The sequence below is a fragment of the Streptomyces sp. NBC_00286 genome (assembly GCF_036173125.1).
Taxonomy (GTDB): Bacteria; Actinomycetota; Actinomycetes; order Streptomycetales; family Streptomycetaceae; genus Streptomyces.
Map to the genome: position 1 here is coordinate 4,179,316 of NZ_CP108054.1, position 16,113 is coordinate 4,195,428.

Genomic DNA, 16,113 nt, shown 5'->3' on the forward strand with positions numbered 1-16,113 from the left:
ACGTCAGCCAGGGCGCCCCCGCGCCCTGGCTGACGTCCGCTCAGGCGACCGTCGCCTCGATGATCGAGTACGGAGTCGACGTCGGTACGACCCTGTCGATGCCGACGCCGGCAGCGTTGAGCAGCGATTCGTACTCCGCCCGGTTCCGTTCCATCCCGGGCGCCATGCCGAGCATCGTGAGGTCGCTCATCTTGGCCAGATGCGGTTCACCGCCGTCCGGCACGACGGTCTCGATGACCAGCACCCGCGCTCCGGATCCGCCTGCCTTGGCCACCGACTGGAGCAGGCGCACAGCGGAGGCGTCGTCCCAGTCGTGAAGGATGGCACTGAGTACGTATACGTCCGCGGCGGGCACGCTGTCGAAGAAGTCACCGCCGACGACCTCGACCCGGCCGTCGAGCCCGCGGGCGGCGATGGTGGCCCGCGCCGCCTGCGTCACCGGCGGCAGGTCGAAGACGATCCCCCGGCGGTCGGGCAGGTCCTTGATGAGTTCGACCAGAACGCTGCCGTCGGCTCCCCCGATGTCGGCGACCAGCTCACCGGCGGGCAGTGCGTAGTCGTCGAACATGCCGGTACGAAGGCCCTTGGTGACCGAGGCCATCGCATCGCTGAGCAACTGCGCCCGGTCCGGGTTCTCGGTCACCCAGTCGATGAAGGACTTCCCGAGGTGGTGGTTCGCGGCGGGCTCGCCCGTCTTGACCGTGTGGAGCAGATCGCCGAAGGGTGCGTAGTGGGTCTCCATCCACATGAGCGCCACCGCGTGCAGCGAGTCGTCGGCATTGCGGGACAGCGTCGCGCCGATAGGTGTCAGGGACACCTCGTCACCGTCGAGGAGAAACACCCCCATCGACGCGAGCGTGCGCAGCAGGCGGCGCAGGTGCTGGACCTGCGCGCCGGATAGCTCCGCCAGTTCGCTCACCGTCAGCGGGCCGCCGGCCTCGTCCAGCATCGTCGGCAGGTCCAGCTTGGCCACGACGTAGACGGCCTGGGAGACCTGAAAGCCTCCCGCCATCTGCAACATGACATCTGTCGGCTTCGGTATCGGCATCGGCGGGTTCATCAGCGCTCTCCTCTTTGTCCTCATTTATGCGTAGCACCCGGAACCGCACTGGGTTTGCCACTCCCGGCGAAGCTTAGGAAGGCCGGCGCAGCACGACCTTGAACCACAGCGGCATCAGGACGGAACATCCGCGCCACGAGACAACGTTGTCCAAGCGCATGGAGGTGGACGATGACCAACGCTGCACCGAAGACCGAGGGGTCGCGCGGGGCGTTCTTACTGGACTCGACCCGCGCGGGCGCCGGGCCGCGCGGGTCGAGGCCTTACGGCGCGAGTGGGAGTCGCAGCTCGGCGCCGTCTTCCGGCTGCCGGCCTTGAGCCCGGACTCGATCGGGGACTTCCGGGTCAAGGCCCGCGGCGCCAGGGTGCGCGACGCGGTGGTCGTCGATGTCCACGGCGCGTCAGGCGCTCGGGGAAACGCCATCCTCGGCAACGTCGAGGATCAGGTTCGGATGCGACGCACTCATCGCGGCAGACGGCGACGTCACGGAGTCACACGTGACCGCCGTGATCGGCAAGGGCGGCTGGGACGCCGCGGCGGGGGCGGCGGCGGCCCGGGAGTTCCTGGCCGTCTGACCGCACCCCCGTGTCAATCTCAGTGCCAGTTCTCGGCGTCATACATGTACACCACCAGAGCACGCCCCTCGGCGCGCGAGGCGGCGCGGGCCAACTCGGTTGCGGCGGCGTAGTCGTACGCGTCCTCGGCGGCCGTCATCTCGGTCGGCGACGTCAGGATCCGGTACCCGCAGACGCTGCGCTTCCAGTTGTCCAGGTACAGCGTCTCGCCGGCGGGCGTGTCCACCGGGTCGACGCGAGGGTCGCGATGCAGCACCGGCCATTCCCGTACGAGGTCACCATGGCGGTGGATGGCCACCTTCTGGGCCATCCGGAGGATCTTGTAGCCCCACGGGACATACAGGTGCAGATCACGGTGGCCGAACCAGGCGGGATCGGCGAACGCCGAGGTGGGCCGGTGGCCGCCGAAGAGGACGTACTGCGTCTCGGTGCGCTCGCTGTCGAAGGGATCGAGACGGTCCGCCTCATCCGGCGGGTAGGGCCAGTAGTCCATGCTCCCGATGCTGCCAGGCCCCACTGACAACGCCGGGCGCGTGACGGCGTCAGGCGCTGAGTGCGGTGCGCAGCGTGGACGCCATCAGCTCGATGGCCTCCTTGGCCTCGGGCACCGGACCGGTGTGGGTGAAGTAGTGGTCGACGCCCGTGAAGACGCGGTGGGTGACCGTGACACCCGCGGCCTCCAGAGCCTTGGCGTACGCGTCGCCCTCGTCGCGCAGGCGGTCGTGCTCCGCGGTGATGACCAGGGCCGGCGGCAGACCGGCGAGGTCGTCGGCCAGCGCGGGCGAGACGAGGGGATCCGCGCGTTCGGCCGGGTCCGGGACGTAGGCGGCGGTGAAGATCCGTATGAGGTGGGGGTTGAGCAGCGGCTTGGCGATGGGGGACAGCTTGGTGGACGGGTCGGCGGCCTGGTCGAGCGGCGCGGAGTCGATGATCTGCAGCCGGGGAGTGAAGGTGCCGCGGTCCCGGGCCATGCGGCACACCCCGGCGGTGAGGTTGGCTCCGGCGCTGTGTCCGCCCACGGCGAGGCGCGAGCCGTCCCAGCCACCCGCGGTGCCGTTGTCGGCGACCCACGCGCAGACGTCGTACGCCTGCGTGAGGGGGGCGGGATACGGCCGCTGCGGGGCGACGTCGTAGTCCACGTTGATCACGACGCAGCCGGCGGTGGCCGCGATGGAGCGGCACATGTGGTCGTCCTGCTCGGGGCGGCGCACGACGAAGCCGCCGCCGTGGAAGTTGACGTACACCGGGGCGGGGGTGGCGGTGGAGGCCGGCGGTCGGTACACCGTGCAATTCACCGGTCCGGCGCTCGTGGGCACCTGGAGGCCTTCGGTGCGCTTGGGGACGTCCGTGAAGCGCAGTTCCTCGTGTACGCGGGTCATCATGCCGCTGAGCAGCAACTGGATGCCTCTGGCCTGGACGTCGGTGCTGAAGGGCATGGTCCAACCACCTATCACTGAAACATTAAATTAACAGGTTTCCTGATGATGAACTCTCGACTCGCGTCGCGCAATGGGAGCGTCTTCCGCAGGACCGTTTGGGGTGTGAGGTAGCTCTCATTCGACCCCATTTATTGAAAATGATTTTCAAACCCCTAGAATTGCCACTCGAGTGCAGCCCCTCGTACGCGCCCGATCGATCCAGGTCCGGTCCTGTCCGAAAGCTGCCCATCGGGCAGGCCGCCGCACGAAGGAGTTGCAGTGAGTCCGACCCCCGGCTATGTGGAGCGCCGTGTCCCGGCCGCCGGTGATCCGGTCGCCACGGCGGCCGCGCTCGCGGTGACGGCGACCGGCCCGTACGTCGGGTACGAACGGCACGGGACCGTCGCGTGGGCGGAGGGGAGCGCATCTCGGTCTCGGTCACCGAGCGCGGTGCCGTACTGCGTCCGGCGGGCGGGCGGCCGGAACAGCGGGCGCCCGGGCGGCCCCTCGACGCGTTCGCCGAGGCGTTGTCGCTCGTCGAGATGAGCGGCTGGAGGGCGTACGGCTGGGCGGGTTTCGACCTCGCCCACGTTCTCTCGGGTGCCACGCATGGCGCCGCGAACGGGTCCGGGCTTCCGGAGCTGGTGCGGCTGATGGTGCTGAGCCGCGAGATCAGGCTGGACGGAGGTACGGCCCTGCTGCGTGCCCAAGACCTGGACGGTCTCGACGAGTTGGAGCTGCGTCTGGCTGCGGCGCGCGTCCGGGCGGATTCGTGGGTGCCGACCGCCGGGCCCGAGGTGACGGCGGACGTGGAGGGCCATGGCAGCGAGGAGTACCGGACTTCGGTGGCCCGTGCCGTGGCCGACATCAGGGCGGGGCTGCTGGAGAAGGTGATCCTGTCGCGGACGGTGCCTGTCCGTGGCCTGCTCGATCTGCCCGCCACCTATCTCGCCGGACGTCGTGCGAACGCTCCCGCGCGGTCCTTCCTGTTGCGGCTCGGTGGCTGGGAGGCCGCCGGGTTCAGCCCCGAGATCAGCGATGGCGGCGCTGAGCGCCCAGTTCGCGCGCCACGGCCGCCGCTTCAAGGAACTCGACCGGCTGCTCGCCACCGACCGGGAGCGGCGGCACGAGGCCGAGCCTGCGGCCGTGGCGACGCTGGAGCCCGAGCCCGATCCCACGATGCCGTACGGATCGGAACGCACAAGACGCCTGTGGGCGCGAGCAGTTGCTGCTCGCGCCCACAGGCGTCTTCGTTCGCTCGTACGTCGCTGGGGGGCGCCCTTCTTCGGGGGGGCGCCCCCAGCGACGTATCGGGGCTACGGCGTACGGCCGCGTCCCGATACAGGTTGCAGGCCAACGGCGGGGAAGCTCGGGCGCTCGAGGAGGACAGCGAGCGCGGCCGACTCAGCGGCAACCAGCGACGAGCTCGGCGCTGGTCGCCAGCGCCAGCCACCGAAGCGCGGCGGGCCGCGCGGGCGCGCCCTCGGAAGGGACACGGCCCGCCTTCCTGCCGTGAGCCGTCAGGCAGTTGCCTCGGCCTCCTGCTCCTCCGGTACGGCCACCGCCAGCCGGTCCTTGCCGCGGATCAGGACCAGCGCGACCACCGCCCCGACCATCGCCACCACACCCGCGATCAGGCTGATCTGCGCCAGCCCGTCCGTCAGCGCTCCCCGCGCCGCCTCGAGTACGCCCTCCCGCGCCGCGGGCGGAAGCCCCTCCGCCAGCTGCTCGAACTACCCCGAGGTCCGCGCCGCCCGCGGCGGAGAACGCGCCGATCGCCGACTGCCGCGCCCGGCCGGTGAACGCGCCCGCGATCAGCGCCAGCGCCGTGGACAGCACCAGCGCGCCACCGACGCCCTGGATCGCACGCCCCGCGATAAGCCAGCCGACACTCGGCGCGGCGCCACAGACGAGCGAGGCCAGCGTGAACACCGCCACGCCGACCAGGAACACCGGCCGGCGGCCGATGCGGTCGGATATCGAGCCGGCGGGCAGCAGTAGGGCGGCGAACATCAGCGTGTAACCGTTCACCACCCACTGCAGATCCCCGAGTTGAGCGTCGAGGTCGGCCGCCACCTGCGGGAGGGCGACGTTGACGACGGTGATGTCGAGGGTGATCAGTACAGCGGCCAGACACGTCATCGCGAGCAGCCAGCGGCTGCCGCCGTCCGGGGACGAGGAACCGGCCTCCGCGGTCGGAACCTTGTCGTTGTCCGCGTCCGGGGACCGTTCGGTCATGGGCCACCTCTCAGACCCTTTGTGCACTACGTACACTAAAGGTCAGAGCGCCACAACGGGCAATGAAGAAGAGGAACTTCAGGCCACGGGAACCTCACTCGCACCCACATCACATACCGGTCCGACGACGCGGAATCAGCGCGAGTTCAGCCCGGCAGCAGCCCGTCGATCAACGCGTCCAACCCGGCCCGGAACGCCCGGCCGGCCGCCCCCGGATCCAAGGGCACATCAGCCATACGCCGAACCCGCGGCAGCTCTTCCGCCCCGGACCTCAACAACAACCCCAGCCGCTCGCGACGGGCCGCGGGCAACGTCGCGGGCAGATTGGTCAGATGCCCGAACGTGAACCACCACAACGCCCAGTACGCATCCACGGCCTCCCGCTCACCGAGCCCCGCCCGCTCGAGCAGCTCCAACACCCGCTCCAGATACGGCAGTACGGCCGGCCCGAACAGCTCACCGCCGCGCAACGCCTCCACCGCCCAAGGGCTGGCAGCCAGATGGTCACGCAGACCGACAAAGGCAAGCGCCAGCAGCTCCCGGGACTCCCCGGCCTCTGGCAGACGCGGAAGCTGCCGAGCCACGTCATCGAGCATCGCGACGACCAGCTCACGCTTGTCCGACACATGCCGGTACAGCGCCATCGGCGACACACCGAGCTCAGCTGCCACCCGCCGAATCGTGACCGCGTCCAGCCCCTCCTGCTCGGCGATCCCCCGCCCGGTGTCCACGACCGCCGCCCGGCTCAACACCCCCCGCCGCCTGCGGCGATACGGCACTCCGCCCCCCACGCCCGCTGCACTCGACATGCCGAAACCCTAACGAACCTCCTGCACCCGCCCCGTCCGCCCCAACCATTCAGGACGCTCCGCGGGCACTCAGGGGTGTTGCCCCCGACATGCAGAATGACCACATGACGAAACGGGGAGAAGGCGACGGGTCCAACGACTCGTCCACCTACAACGCGCTCGCACTCTGGATCCCCCTAGGCATGGCCTTCGGCATCCCCTTCGGGGCGCTCGCGGACAATGTGGGTCTCGGGATCGCGCTCGGTCTGGGATTCGGGGTGGCAATCGGTGTCGCCCGAGGCCGGACTCAGCAGCAGCGCGACGAGGCTCCGAACGACGACCTCTGAGGTGAGGCGGCCGCGGGCCGAGCGGCGGCAGGCGAACTCCCGCCGGGATTCGCCAGACTGCCGCCCCGCCACCCGATCGCCGACTACCGTACGAACATGCCGCGCTACCCACTGCGGTCGCATGAGGAGGAGCCCGATGTCATCGCCCTGTGACCCGAAGTACGCACCCGTCGGCGACATCGGCGGAGCGCTCTTGATGATCGACTCTCGGCTCAAAGCCATCTACGACAGCAAGACCGAGACCGAAAGCGAGAGCGACGCCGAACAGCAGCAGATGGTCGAGCAGTTCGCCGCCTCTTTGGGCCCTACGGGAATCGATGAGCTGCTGGAGGGCACGGGCACGCTCATCTACTCGTTCATGGAGTGGCTGCGGAAAGCCTGCGAGGACCACGACAAGGACGTCATCGAGTACGTGGTGCCCGCCCTCGTGGCCACGATGCGCATGATGCCCAAGACCTTCCGCCCCGAGGTCATCCCCACCATGGCCGGCCTGCTCATCGCCGCGGGCACCGGCCTCAGCCCCAACTTGTGGCGCGAACAGTACGGCCCCTGGACCGACGCCGAGATGACTCCCCTGGAAGCCACAGCCGTCCTCCTCGCAGAGCACATCAACAGGGTCACCGACGACCAGGACTTCGCCACCCGCCTGATCACCGAGGCCCTGACAAGGACGGACCAGACGGACCAAGGGTGACGCGCGCGGGGGCGCCGTGGGCCTCGGCACAGCCGTCGCCTGGAGTTCCAGCGTGCTGGCCAACTCCCTTACGGTCGGGGTGCGAGGTGAACAACTCAGCGGAGTTGTTCCGTCGTTGACGTCCCCTGATGGGTGGCTGGTGCTGCTGGTCGGCACACTGGTGTGGGCAGGACGGACGGTCGGCGCCTCTTGGGTGCGGTCCAGTGCGGTCGCGGCCCTGATGGCAGCGGCGTACGCCGGGGCGTTTCTGCTGCTGCCCTCCTGACTCATTCGCCCCCCCATGACCGTGGCCACACCCCACCGGAGTTCCATGCTGCACCGCTTCATCTTCAAGACCCTGGGAAATCCCAGGCTCATCGCGTTCGGCCTGCGCTGCTGGATCGTGGTGGTGGACGGGATCGCTCGTCCTGGTGTCCGGATAGCCGGTGGAATTGCCGCTATAGGGGCCGGGGCCAGTGCGATCGGCTACTTCTTCGTGTTCCGAGCCACCGAGGCGGACACACGCCGGGCGGTGGAGACCTCTAACGATGTCACGGGCAACCCGGACAACGTGATGGAGCTTCTCCAACTTCTCAACGTGGCTTGGCTGATCAGTGGAGTCACCCTGCTGACGTTGGGCCTGCTGGTCACGCTCGCCCGGTCCGGCAGCCTGCTGATGATCGTGGGCGGTGCGCTGTGGTGGGCGCCGCTCGGCTTCCTCGGACTGAGGCTTTCGACGGCACCGGAGCCGAAGTTCCTGGCTGGGGCGTTTCTGGTGCTGGTGATTCCTGCCACCATCCTCTGCCCGGCCCAACGGTTCGGCAGCGCAAGGGGCCCGGGACGGGGACGGTCGCCTCAAGGCGAGGCGGCTCCCGCCGATGCGTAAGCGTGCATGGATGTGGATCCGGGCAGTGGCCGCACTCCTGCTGGCGGACCTGCGAAGGCGTCTGAACCTGACGGTCGGCGCGGGAAGTTCGGGCCGCCGGCGCCGCCGTTCGGCCCGGCTCGTCGTCTGCGCCGGCGCGGCGGCGGCATTCGGGGCGCTGGTCGTCCTGGGGCGGACGCTGGGCACCCTCGCGCCGCCGTCCACCGTGTCCGGCGACACTCTGGCCGCATGGACCTGGGCACCTGCCGTGCTGTGGGCCGTTCACCAGCTCATGAGCGTGGAGCCAGGGCTCGGGCGCGCGCTGGTGCGCCCGCCGGACGAGAGCGTGTTGCGTTCTCTGCCCATCAGCCGCGGCCAGGTGGTGGCAGCCCGGCTCGTCCTGCCCGTGGCCGGGACCGCCCTCGCGCTGCTGCTCGCTGTCGGTGCGGTGGTGGTGCCGTGGCTTGCCGCCACCCCAGCGGGCCGGGAAGTACTGCCCCTGCTCATGGTCAATCTGGCCGGTGTGGTCATGACCGTTGCCGTGCTGCGCGTCCTGCTGGTAGCCGCCTTCATGGTCCGCGTAGTGCGCGTCGCCCACATCCCCCGGGTGGTGCTGTCGGTGGCCGTCGGATGCCTGCTCGGCATCTTGGCCGCTCCCTTCGTCCGCGTACTGGGTGAAGACGCCCACCAGGCCGAGCAGCGGCTGGCGCGGGCGCTCGGCGACGCGGTCACCGGAAATCGTCCACAGCTGTGGACGGCCCTGCACGAGCAGGACCAGCTCGCCTGGACAACGGCCGGATACGCGATGGCGGTGCTGGGCCTGCTGGCCTTGGCAGTTGTACGGGTACGAGGCACCGCCCGCCGCGACGAGACCGATGCGGCCGTCACCTACACGCACACCCGCGCCTCCACTCCCGCTGACCGGCCGGCCCCACGCGATCCCACATGGCGCTTGACCTGGCTACGGCTTCGGCGCGGGCACCCGGAGACCGTCGGCGGTCTTGCCCGGCTGCAGCGACTGAGCATCCTCACGGGGACGGTCTGCGCCACCGTCGTCGCCCTGGGAAACCCGCTGTGGCAGCTCCACCCCTCGGCGCTCGGAGGCATCTTCGTCGCGGCCGCGCTGATCACCACCAGTGAGGTGGTTCAGGTCTGCGGCATCGAGGCGGACCGCGGCTGGGACCTCCTGCGCCAGACCCCCGGTCCGACCGGAGCCTGGCCGGTCGGCAAGGCTCTGACCTCCGCGGTCACCGTAGGGGCGGTGATCGGACCGTTCTGCCTCGGTGCGGCAGCACTGGGCGGGGTGAGCAGTGCGCTGGAGTGGACGGCAGCCCTGCTGGCGTTGGTCGTCGTGTCTGTCGCGACAGGCACGGCCACCGTACTCACCCACTACTGCGTGCCACGCGCGGAGGGTTTCGAGGGCGGGCGGATCTCCCGGGGGCCGAGTGCGGAGATCGTGGACGGCGTGTTCATCGCGCTGTTCACCCTGCCGGTGACGGCGGGTGCGGGGCTGTGCGCCACGCTCCTGGACGGCAGCGCCCTACCCGTGGCCCAGTCCGTGCTGCTCGTCGTGTCCCTCATGGCCGCCTTCGCCTGTCTGGGTTCGGTGCGCACGCGAGACCTTCCGACGGCATGGCCGACGTCACTCGACGCCCAGAAAGCCGGGACAGCGAAATGATCGACATCGACGGCCTGGTCGTACGCCGCGGCGACACCGTGGTCCTGGACGGATTCAGCGCCTGGATCGCGGAGGGAGAAACGGTCCGCGTCGCCGGGGCCAACGGCTGCGGCAAGAGCACCCTGCTGAACGTGCTCGCCGGCCTGCACCGCCCCACCGCCGGCCGTGTCACCGTCGCCGGACAGCCACCGGGTGACCGAGCGGTGCGAGCGCTGCGCGGCTTCCTCCAGGAACCCCCGCCGCTCTACGAACACCTCACCGTCTGGGAGCAGTTGGCGCTTATAGCGGGGCTATGGGGCCTGCGTACGGGCAAACTGCTGGAACGCGCCGATGCCCTGGGACTGGCCGACCGACAGGACAACCTGGTGGGTGAACTGTCCCTGGGCCAGCGCAAGAAGCTCGGGTTCGTCTGTGCCACCGCTCACGACCCAGAGCTGCTGCTGCTCGACGAACCGTTCAATGCACTGGACGAAACAGCCGAGCGCGCCGTACGAGACGACCTGGACCGCCGGCGCAAGGACGGCCGGACGATCGTCCTGGTGTCCCACACAACCGCCCCGGTCACCGGGCTCCTCGACCGGACCATCGAGCTGACGGCAAGGCAGGACGCGTGATCGAGGTGCAGAGCCTGGTGCCGAGTACGGCCCCGGGACGATCCGCGGCTCTCTGTCCGCCGTCCCTCAGTTCGGCGAGGTGCAGCCGTTCGCGGACGCGCCGCTGTATGACGCCATGGTGCTGAATCTGACCTGAGCACGGGGTGCTGGTGTCGATCCGCCGCCGTGCGGGGTCCCCCGGCAGCAGCCGGGAGACCCCGTCGGATGTGCGGGCCGGTCTCAGCTCTTGCCGAGCAGGCGCCAGATCTGGTTCTTCTTGTTGGTCAGGGTGCTCGCGGGGTCGCAGGTCCACTGGTGGATCTTCGCGCCGGCCGTGGTCGAGATCTCGCTGACGTCGACGCACTTGCCGCTGTGGACGGCGGTCAGTTGGTAGTCCTTGCTGTTGCCCAGCGCGGTGACGGGGTTGAGGGTGAACATCTGGTTGGTGGCCCCGTTGCAGGTGTACTGGATGACGGCGGCGCCGTTGGCCGTGGAGCGGCCCGAGACGTCCAGGCACTTGCCGCTGTGCTGGTTGACCACCGCGTAGGTGTTCGCCCGGCCCGCGACCGGCTTGAAGTCGAACATCTGCTGGTAGCCGCCCTCGCAGTGGAACTGCTGGTACTGCGTGCCGTTGCTCGTGGACAGGTTGGTGTCGTCCAGGCACTGGTTGCTGTGCTGGACGACCGCGACCGTGGAGATCGTGGTGTTGGACGGCGGGAGCAGGGTGACGGTGTAGCCGTCCCTGGAATCCGTCCACGGCACGCTGACGGAAGCGGAGTTGCCGCTGACGGTCAGGGTCTGGTCGGAGACGGTGACCGGGCCGGACACTGCGGCGCCGCCGTTGTTGGGAACGCGCTGGACGACAGCGCGGACCCGGCCGTTCTCCACCAAGGACGTGGTGTCGAGCCGGTTGAGGGCGACGGTCACATTTCCGGTGTTGCCGTTGCTGCCCAGCAGGATCTTGGCGTTCCGGGCCGTGTTGTCCTTGGTGGCCAGGCCGTCTGTGCCGGTACCCGGGACGACGTTCACGATGTTGCCGGTCTGGGAGCCGTAGTACCGGTAGAGGAACCACTCGCCCAGCGGCAGGTACTGTCCCGCGCTGTTCTTGGTGAGCAGGTTCGCCTGGAAGTCGTGCAGGTTGTCGGCGGAGGCCCAGTTGGCGCGCAGGCCGTCCGCCCCGGCCCGCTCGAGACGGGAGATGTACCAGCCGCCACGGCCCGGGGTCTGCTCGTCGGGGTTGGCGTACTCGTTGATCTGGAACGGGCGGCTCGTGGTCATCGCCCGGGACGCCAGCTTCGACCTGACGGCGTTCGAGTCGGCGACGGGGTCGCCGGGCAGGTCGTGCCAGCTGTAGATGTTGGGCTGGACGTTGTTGGCCTTGACGTAGTCCAGGTACGTGTCCCACCAGGCCGAGCCGCCCGACGCGGGCTTGCCGGCGGTGCTGGCGCCGACGATCACCGCGTTCGGGAAGACCGCGCGGATCCGCTGGTAGGCCCGCTTCCACATCTCCAGGTACTGGGCCTGCGGCCGGTCCCAGAAGGGATGCCAGTCGGGTTCGTTCCAGATGTCCCACTGGATGTCGGTCATGCCCGCAGCCTTCGCGTCGGCGAGCAGGCGGTCGTAGAAGGCGTCGAAGCGGGACCAGTCGCCGTTGTCACCCGGGAAGGTGGGCGATGACGTGCCGTCGGCACCCCACAGGTCGTGCGGCAGGATGGCGAAGGTCCCGCCGAGCGCCTTGGTGCGCTTGTACTGGGCCAGGGTGGAGTTCCACCGGCGGTCGTACTTGCCGGCCACCCAGCCGCCGGGATTGTCCAGTTGGGCGCCCCCGGCCCGCATGAACTGCCACTTGATGTCCTTGTAGAAGTGCTCCTGGGGCAGAGAGCCGTTCTCGGACATGCCGTAGATCGTGCCCGAGGCGCGGTAGGTGGGGGCGCCCCCGGCGTTGGCGAAGTCGACCGTGACGGTGGTGTCGGCGGCCTGGGCCGTCGTGCCGGGCAGGACGACGGCCGCTACCGACGCGAGCAACGCGGCGAGCGCGGTGGTCCGCCGAAGACGGCGGACTCCTGCGGAGCCGGGCGCCGCGGTGCGTCTGGGCGGAGGAAAGGCGGGGGACATACGCATGTGTTCTCCCGAGGGGGTGGGTGCTGCCTGGGCGGGGGGTGCCCAGGGGTCTCTCAGCCGCCGGTGTGCGCGGCGGGTGCGGCGTGCCGGAGCTCGTGGGCTTCGGCGAGGAGGAGGTAGCTGCTGGCGGTCCAGGTGTAGGCGCGGTCGCGCAGGCCCGCCCCGGTCAGGGCGTCGAAGTTCTCCGCGAAGCCGTTGGTCTCGCACAGGGTGCGGAAGCGGGCGCTGATCTCGTCCGCGAGGCGCACGTGGCCGGCGCGGCGCAGGCCGTCCTCGACGAGGACGGTGGCGGGGGCCCAGATCGGGCCGCGCCAATAGCCGTCCGCCAAGTAGTGCGGTGAGGTGGGCAGTTCGGTGGCCAGGCCGAACGCGGTCAGGTGTGCCTCGATACGTTCGGCCAGTACGCTGCTGACCTCCTCCGGCAGGTATTCGCCCAGCGCGATCGGCATCAGGTCGAGCAGGCTGGAGGTGCTCCAGGTGTCCCCGCTGTGGACCGCGCGGGCGACGAACCGGTCACCGGTCCAGAGCTGGTCGAGCATCGCGGCCTGGGTCGCGTCAGCCGTACGCGTCCACCGCCGGGCCTCGTCGGAGCGCCCCAACTCGGTGGCCAGGGCGGCGAGTTCACGTAGCTGGAGGATGAGGAAGGCGGCCAGATCGGCGGTGACGATCACCCGCTGGGGGTCGAAGGTCGTGGCGTTGTCCCAGCCGCTGTCGTTGCCGTGCTGGTAGTGCGGCAGGGCGGCGCCGGGTGCTCGCCGGGCTGTGAGCCAGAAGTCGGTCCAGCGGCTCAGCCTGTGGTACGTCTCGGCCAGTTCCGCCCGGTCGAGGGGTTCGGGGAGGCGTCGGCGCAGCTGCCCCAGGGTCCAGCCGTGGATGGGCGGTTTGACGAAGTTGTAGAGCACCTCGGAGTGCGTGACCGAGTCGGGCAGCGCCCCGCTGTCGTCCTGGTGGTCGAAGGGCAACGAGAACTGGTCCCAGGCCAGATCGGGTGAACCGGCCGCCAGGGCAAGGGCGTTGAAGCAGTGGTCCCAGCTCCAGACCTTGTCCATCCAGTGCTTGGACATCAGCACCGCGGGCCGGGTGACCAGGCCCGCCGGGCGCACGGTCGCGGACCACACCACGTAGGCGGCGAGTTCGGCGGCCGGGGTGCTGGAGGAGCGCCAGGGGGCCGCCACGTCGGCGAACTCGGCGAACGAGCGCTGCGCCGCCGCCACGACCTGGTCGAACGTCGCCGAGGAGGTGAAGGGCCGCCGCGCCGAGTCCAGCTCCTCGACGGCGATCTCCCACGCCCCGCCGGTCCCGCCGCCCCCGTCGGCATCCGCGGTGACGGTGACACCGCGCTCGCCGCTGCCGAGAGCCTCCGTGCCGGACGAGTCGGCCACGGCACCGGACAGCACGGTGATCCGATAGCGACGCCCGGTCTCGTACGAGGTGAGCAGGTACGCGCCGTCGACCGGGTCGCGGTAGAAGTAGCTGCCGCTGAACGGGGTCAGGGTCTTCGCCGCCGCGGCGACGCGCAGGTCAAGCCCCTCGCCGCGCAGGCGGACGGTGTCCGGTGTCTCGTAGGCGAGCTCGATCTGCCCGTCCGCACTGGTCCAGCTGAGCAGACCCGGTGTCGCCTCCACGCGGGTCTCGGCCCGGTCGCCGGTGGCCGCGTCGAGGGGGACCAGACGCAGGACCGCGTGCATGCCGTTCTGGTGCGAGACCAGGTGGAGGTCCTCGGCGTACGTCTTCTCCGCCACGACGGGCGAGAGGTCGAACCAGGATCCGTACGTGCTGAACGGGATGTCATGGAGGGAGAAGGCCGGTCCGGATCGGGCCGCGGTCATGAGGGGTTACTCGATTCTTCAGCGGTGGAGGTGGAGAGGTGTGCCGGTGGTCAGGGAGGAGGTCAGTCCTTGACGGCTCCGGCGGTCACGCCTGCGGCGACGTAGCGCTGGGCGAGGACGAGGATCACCGCGGCCGGCAGTGAGGCCACGACGGCGGTGGCCATGATGGCGTTCCACTCCTGGTTGTTGTTGCCGATGTACTGGTAGATGCCGAGGGTGATCGGCTCGTTGGCGCCGCCGTTGACCAGCGTGCTGGCGAAGATGAAGTCGGACCAGGACCACAGGAACGCGAACAGCGACACCGTGACGATCGAGTTGCGGCTCATCGGCAGCACGACCGACCAGAAGGTGCGCAGCGGCCCGGCTCCGTCCATCTGCGCGGCCTGAAGCAGTTCGCCGGGGATGCCGGACATGAACGCGGTGAAGATCAGAACCGCGAAGGGGACGGCCAGGGTGGAGTCCGCGACGATCAGGCCGGGGACCGACTGGAGCAGGCCGAGGCTCAGGTAGATGGCGTAGAAGCCCATCGCCATGATGATGCCGGGGATCATCTGGGCGACCAGGAAGAGGAAGCTGAGTACTCCGCCGCCGCGCGGGCGCAGCTTGGCCAGGGCGTAGCCGGCGGGCGCGGCCAGCGCCACGGTCAGTACGACCGTGCCCAAGCCGATGACCAAACTCGTGGCGAGATAAGGGAGTTGCTGGTCGAGGACGGCACGGTAACCGTCCAGCGTGCCGTTCATGGGAAACAAGTCGGGTGGCGACTTGCGCATGTCCTGGTCGCGAGTGAAGGACACGTTCAGCATCCAGTAGACCGGGAAGAGCATCACGGCCGTGAGCGCGAGGCCCGTCGCCGTCTGCCACCAGGTGGTCCGGCCCAGGCTCCGGCCCCGGCGCGGACGGGGGCGCGGTCGTGTTGTGCTCACGGTGGTCATGAGGCGTACTGCTTTCGCTGGACCCTCAGGTACACCAGGCCGAAGACCAGGGCGGCGACGACGAGCAGGTTGCCGACGGCCGCACCGGGGCCGAAGGCGGGCAGCAGGTTGCCGAAGCCGAGCTGGTAGGACCAGGTGGCGAAGGTGGTGGACGAGTCGGCCGGGCCGCCCTTGGTCATGATCCAGATGATGTCGAAGACCTTGAGCGTGTAGACCAGGCCCAGCAGCAGGGTGATGGCGGACACCGGGCGCAGCAGCGGGAAGGTGATGCGCCAGAACCGCTGCCAGGCGTTCGCGCCGTCGAGAGCCGCCGCCTCGTACAGGCTGGCGGGGATGGACTGCAGACCGCTGTAGAGCACCACCAGGTTGAAGGGGACGCCGATCCAGACGTTCGCGATGATCACCGAGGTCAGCGACCAGGACGGCGAGGTCAGCCAGTTCACCGCGTCGATCCCGACGGCGTGCAGGGCGGCGTTGACGACACCGGAGTCGCTGTTGAGCATCCACGACCAGGTGGAGGCCGACACGATCAGCGGCAGCAGCCACGGTACGAGGAACAGGGCGCGCAGCGTCGCGGAGAGCCGGAAGTGCTGGGTGAAGAAGACCGCGAGGGCCAGGCCGATGGCGTACTGGAAGACCAGCGACACCACCGTGAACACCACGGTGTGCATCAGTGCGGGGGCGAACGTCGGGTCGTCGAAGACCGTCAGGTAGTTCTCCAGGCCCGTGAAGGGTGCGTCGCCCTGGACGAAGGAGCGGACCGTGTAGTTACGGAGGCTCAGGTCGACGTTGCGGTAGAGCGGATAGGCGTAGAAGAGGACGAGGTAGAGGGTCACCGGGGCGAGGAATCCCCAGGCGGCCAACTGCTGGGAGGTGGGACGGCGCCGTGGCGCCCTGCGCGGCGGGGGCGGCGCGGCGTGGGCCGCCCCCTTCCGGCTCTGCACGGTCCGACGGTCCGGCAGCTGTGTCGTGCGGTTCATCAACGGGCCCCGGGT

At 69.6% G+C, this 16,113-nt stretch carries 17 protein-coding genes and 1 pseudogene; 8 read left to right on the plus strand and 10 right to left on the minus strand.

Annotation, left to right across the window (positions count from 1 at the left end):
- Nucleotides 1-40 precede the first annotated feature (40 nt).
- A complete protein-coding gene (locus OHT21_RS18855) occupies nt 41-1,060 on the minus strand; it encodes a methyltransferase (RefSeq protein WP_328769504.1) in 1,020 nt (339 codons plus the stop codon).
- A gap of 387 nt (nt 1,061-1,447) precedes the next feature.
- On the opposite strand from OHT21_RS18855, the gene OHT21_RS18860 reads away from it, so the two are divergent.
- Nucleotides 1,448-1,636 (plus strand): hypothetical protein, encoded by a 189-nt coding sequence (locus OHT21_RS18860; RefSeq protein ID WP_328769505.1) that lies wholly within the window; start codon nt 1,448-1,450, stop codon nt 1,634-1,636.
- A 19-nt stretch (nt 1,637-1,655) separates the two neighbouring features.
- Here the strand turns inward: OHT21_RS18860 and OHT21_RS18865 are convergent, their stop codons facing one another.
- The 3 genes from OHT21_RS18865 to OHT21_RS18875 all read right to left on the minus strand — a co-directional run bounded on the left by OHT21_RS18865 (nt 1,656) and on the right by OHT21_RS18875 (nt 3,875).
- Entirely contained in the window at nt 1,656-2,129 is a 474-nt protein-coding gene (locus tag OHT21_RS18865; RefSeq protein ID WP_328769506.1) for a hypothetical protein, read from the minus strand.
- A 49-nt stretch (nt 2,130-2,178) separates the two neighbouring features.
- Entirely contained in the window at nt 2,179-3,072 is an 894-nt protein-coding gene (locus OHT21_RS18870; RefSeq protein ID WP_328769507.1) for an alpha/beta hydrolase, read from the minus strand.
- A 278-nt stretch (nt 3,073-3,350) separates the two neighbouring features.
- Entirely contained in the window at nt 3,351-3,875 is a 525-nt protein-coding gene (locus tag OHT21_RS18875; RefSeq protein WP_328769508.1) for a hypothetical protein, read from the minus strand.
- 36 nt (nt 3,876-3,911) lie between these two features.
- On the opposite strand from OHT21_RS18875, the pseudogene OHT21_RS18880 reads away from it, so the two are divergent.
- A pseudogene (locus OHT21_RS18880) lies at nt 3,912-4,100 on the plus strand (chorismate-binding protein); the annotation flags it as partial.
- 358 nt (nt 4,101-4,458) lie between these two features.
- Here the strand turns inward: OHT21_RS18880 and OHT21_RS18885 are convergent.
- Both OHT21_RS18885 and OHT21_RS18890 read right to left on the minus strand, forming a co-directional pair.
- A complete protein-coding gene (locus tag OHT21_RS18885; protein ID WP_328769509.1) occupies nt 4,459-5,292 on the minus strand; it encodes an MFS transporter in 834 nt (277 codons plus the stop codon).
- Between the two features lie 146 nt (nt 5,293-5,438).
- On the minus strand, nt 5,439-6,101 hold the full coding sequence (locus OHT21_RS18890; protein WP_328769510.1) for a TetR/AcrR family transcriptional regulator: 663 nt from the start codon (nt 6,099-6,101) through the stop codon (nt 5,439-5,441).
- A 104-nt stretch (nt 6,102-6,205) separates the two neighbouring features.
- On the opposite strand from OHT21_RS18890, the gene OHT21_RS18895 reads away from it, so the two are divergent.
- The 6 genes from OHT21_RS18895 (at nt 6,206) to OHT21_RS18920 (ending at nt 10,257) form a co-directional block, all read left to right on the plus strand.
- Complete coding sequence (locus OHT21_RS18895) at nt 6,206-6,427, plus strand: hypothetical protein (protein WP_328769511.1); 222 nt, start codon at nt 6,206-6,208, stop codon at nt 6,425-6,427.
- A gap of 136 nt (nt 6,428-6,563) precedes the next feature.
- Entirely contained in the window at nt 6,564-7,121 is a 558-nt protein-coding gene (locus OHT21_RS18900) for a hypothetical protein (protein WP_328769512.1), read from the plus strand.
- A 16-nt stretch (nt 7,122-7,137) separates the two neighbouring features.
- A complete protein-coding gene (locus OHT21_RS18905; protein ID WP_328769513.1) occupies nt 7,138-7,386 on the plus strand; it encodes a hypothetical protein in 249 nt (82 codons plus the stop codon).
- Nucleotides 7,387-7,431: 45 nt separating this feature from the next.
- Nucleotides 7,432-7,986, plus strand: coding sequence for a hypothetical protein (locus OHT21_RS18910; protein ID WP_328769514.1), 555 nt, complete (start codon nt 7,432-7,434; stop codon nt 7,984-7,986).
- Entirely contained in the window at nt 7,979-9,643 is a 1,665-nt protein-coding gene (locus OHT21_RS18915; protein ID WP_328769515.1) for a hypothetical protein, read from the plus strand. The genes OHT21_RS18910 and OHT21_RS18915 overlap by 8 nt, the downstream gene beginning before the upstream one ends.
- Complete coding sequence (locus tag OHT21_RS18920) at nt 9,640-10,257, plus strand: ABC transporter ATP-binding protein (RefSeq protein ID WP_328769516.1); 618 nt, start codon at nt 9,640-9,642, stop codon at nt 10,255-10,257. Before OHT21_RS18915 ends, OHT21_RS18920 begins: the two co-directional genes overlap by 4 nt.
- Before the next feature lie 219 nt (nt 10,258-10,476).
- Here the strand turns inward: OHT21_RS18920 and OHT21_RS18925 are convergent, their stop codons facing one another.
- The 4 genes from OHT21_RS18925 to OHT21_RS18940 form a co-directional block, all read right to left on the minus strand.
- Nucleotides 10,477-12,357, minus strand: coding sequence for an RICIN domain-containing protein (locus OHT21_RS18925; protein ID WP_328769517.1), 1,881 nt, complete (start codon nt 12,355-12,357; stop codon nt 10,477-10,479).
- 53 nt (nt 12,358-12,410) lie between these two features.
- Nucleotides 12,411-14,186 (minus strand): amylo-alpha-1,6-glucosidase, encoded by a 1,776-nt coding sequence (locus OHT21_RS18930; protein ID WP_328769518.1) that lies wholly within the window; start codon nt 14,184-14,186, stop codon nt 12,411-12,413.
- Nucleotides 14,187-14,248: 62 nt separating this feature from the next.
- Nucleotides 14,249-15,118: a carbohydrate ABC transporter permease gene (locus OHT21_RS18935; RefSeq protein ID WP_328769519.1), complete on the minus strand. Its 870-nt coding sequence runs from the start codon at nt 15,116-15,118 to the stop codon at nt 14,249-14,251.
- Nucleotides 15,115-16,098, minus strand: a complete 984-nt coding sequence (locus tag OHT21_RS18940) for a carbohydrate ABC transporter permease (RefSeq protein ID WP_328769520.1) — start codon at nt 16,096-16,098, stop codon at nt 15,115-15,117. Before OHT21_RS18940 ends, OHT21_RS18935 begins: the two co-directional genes overlap by 4 nt.
- Nucleotides 16,099-16,113 lie beyond the last annotated feature (15 nt).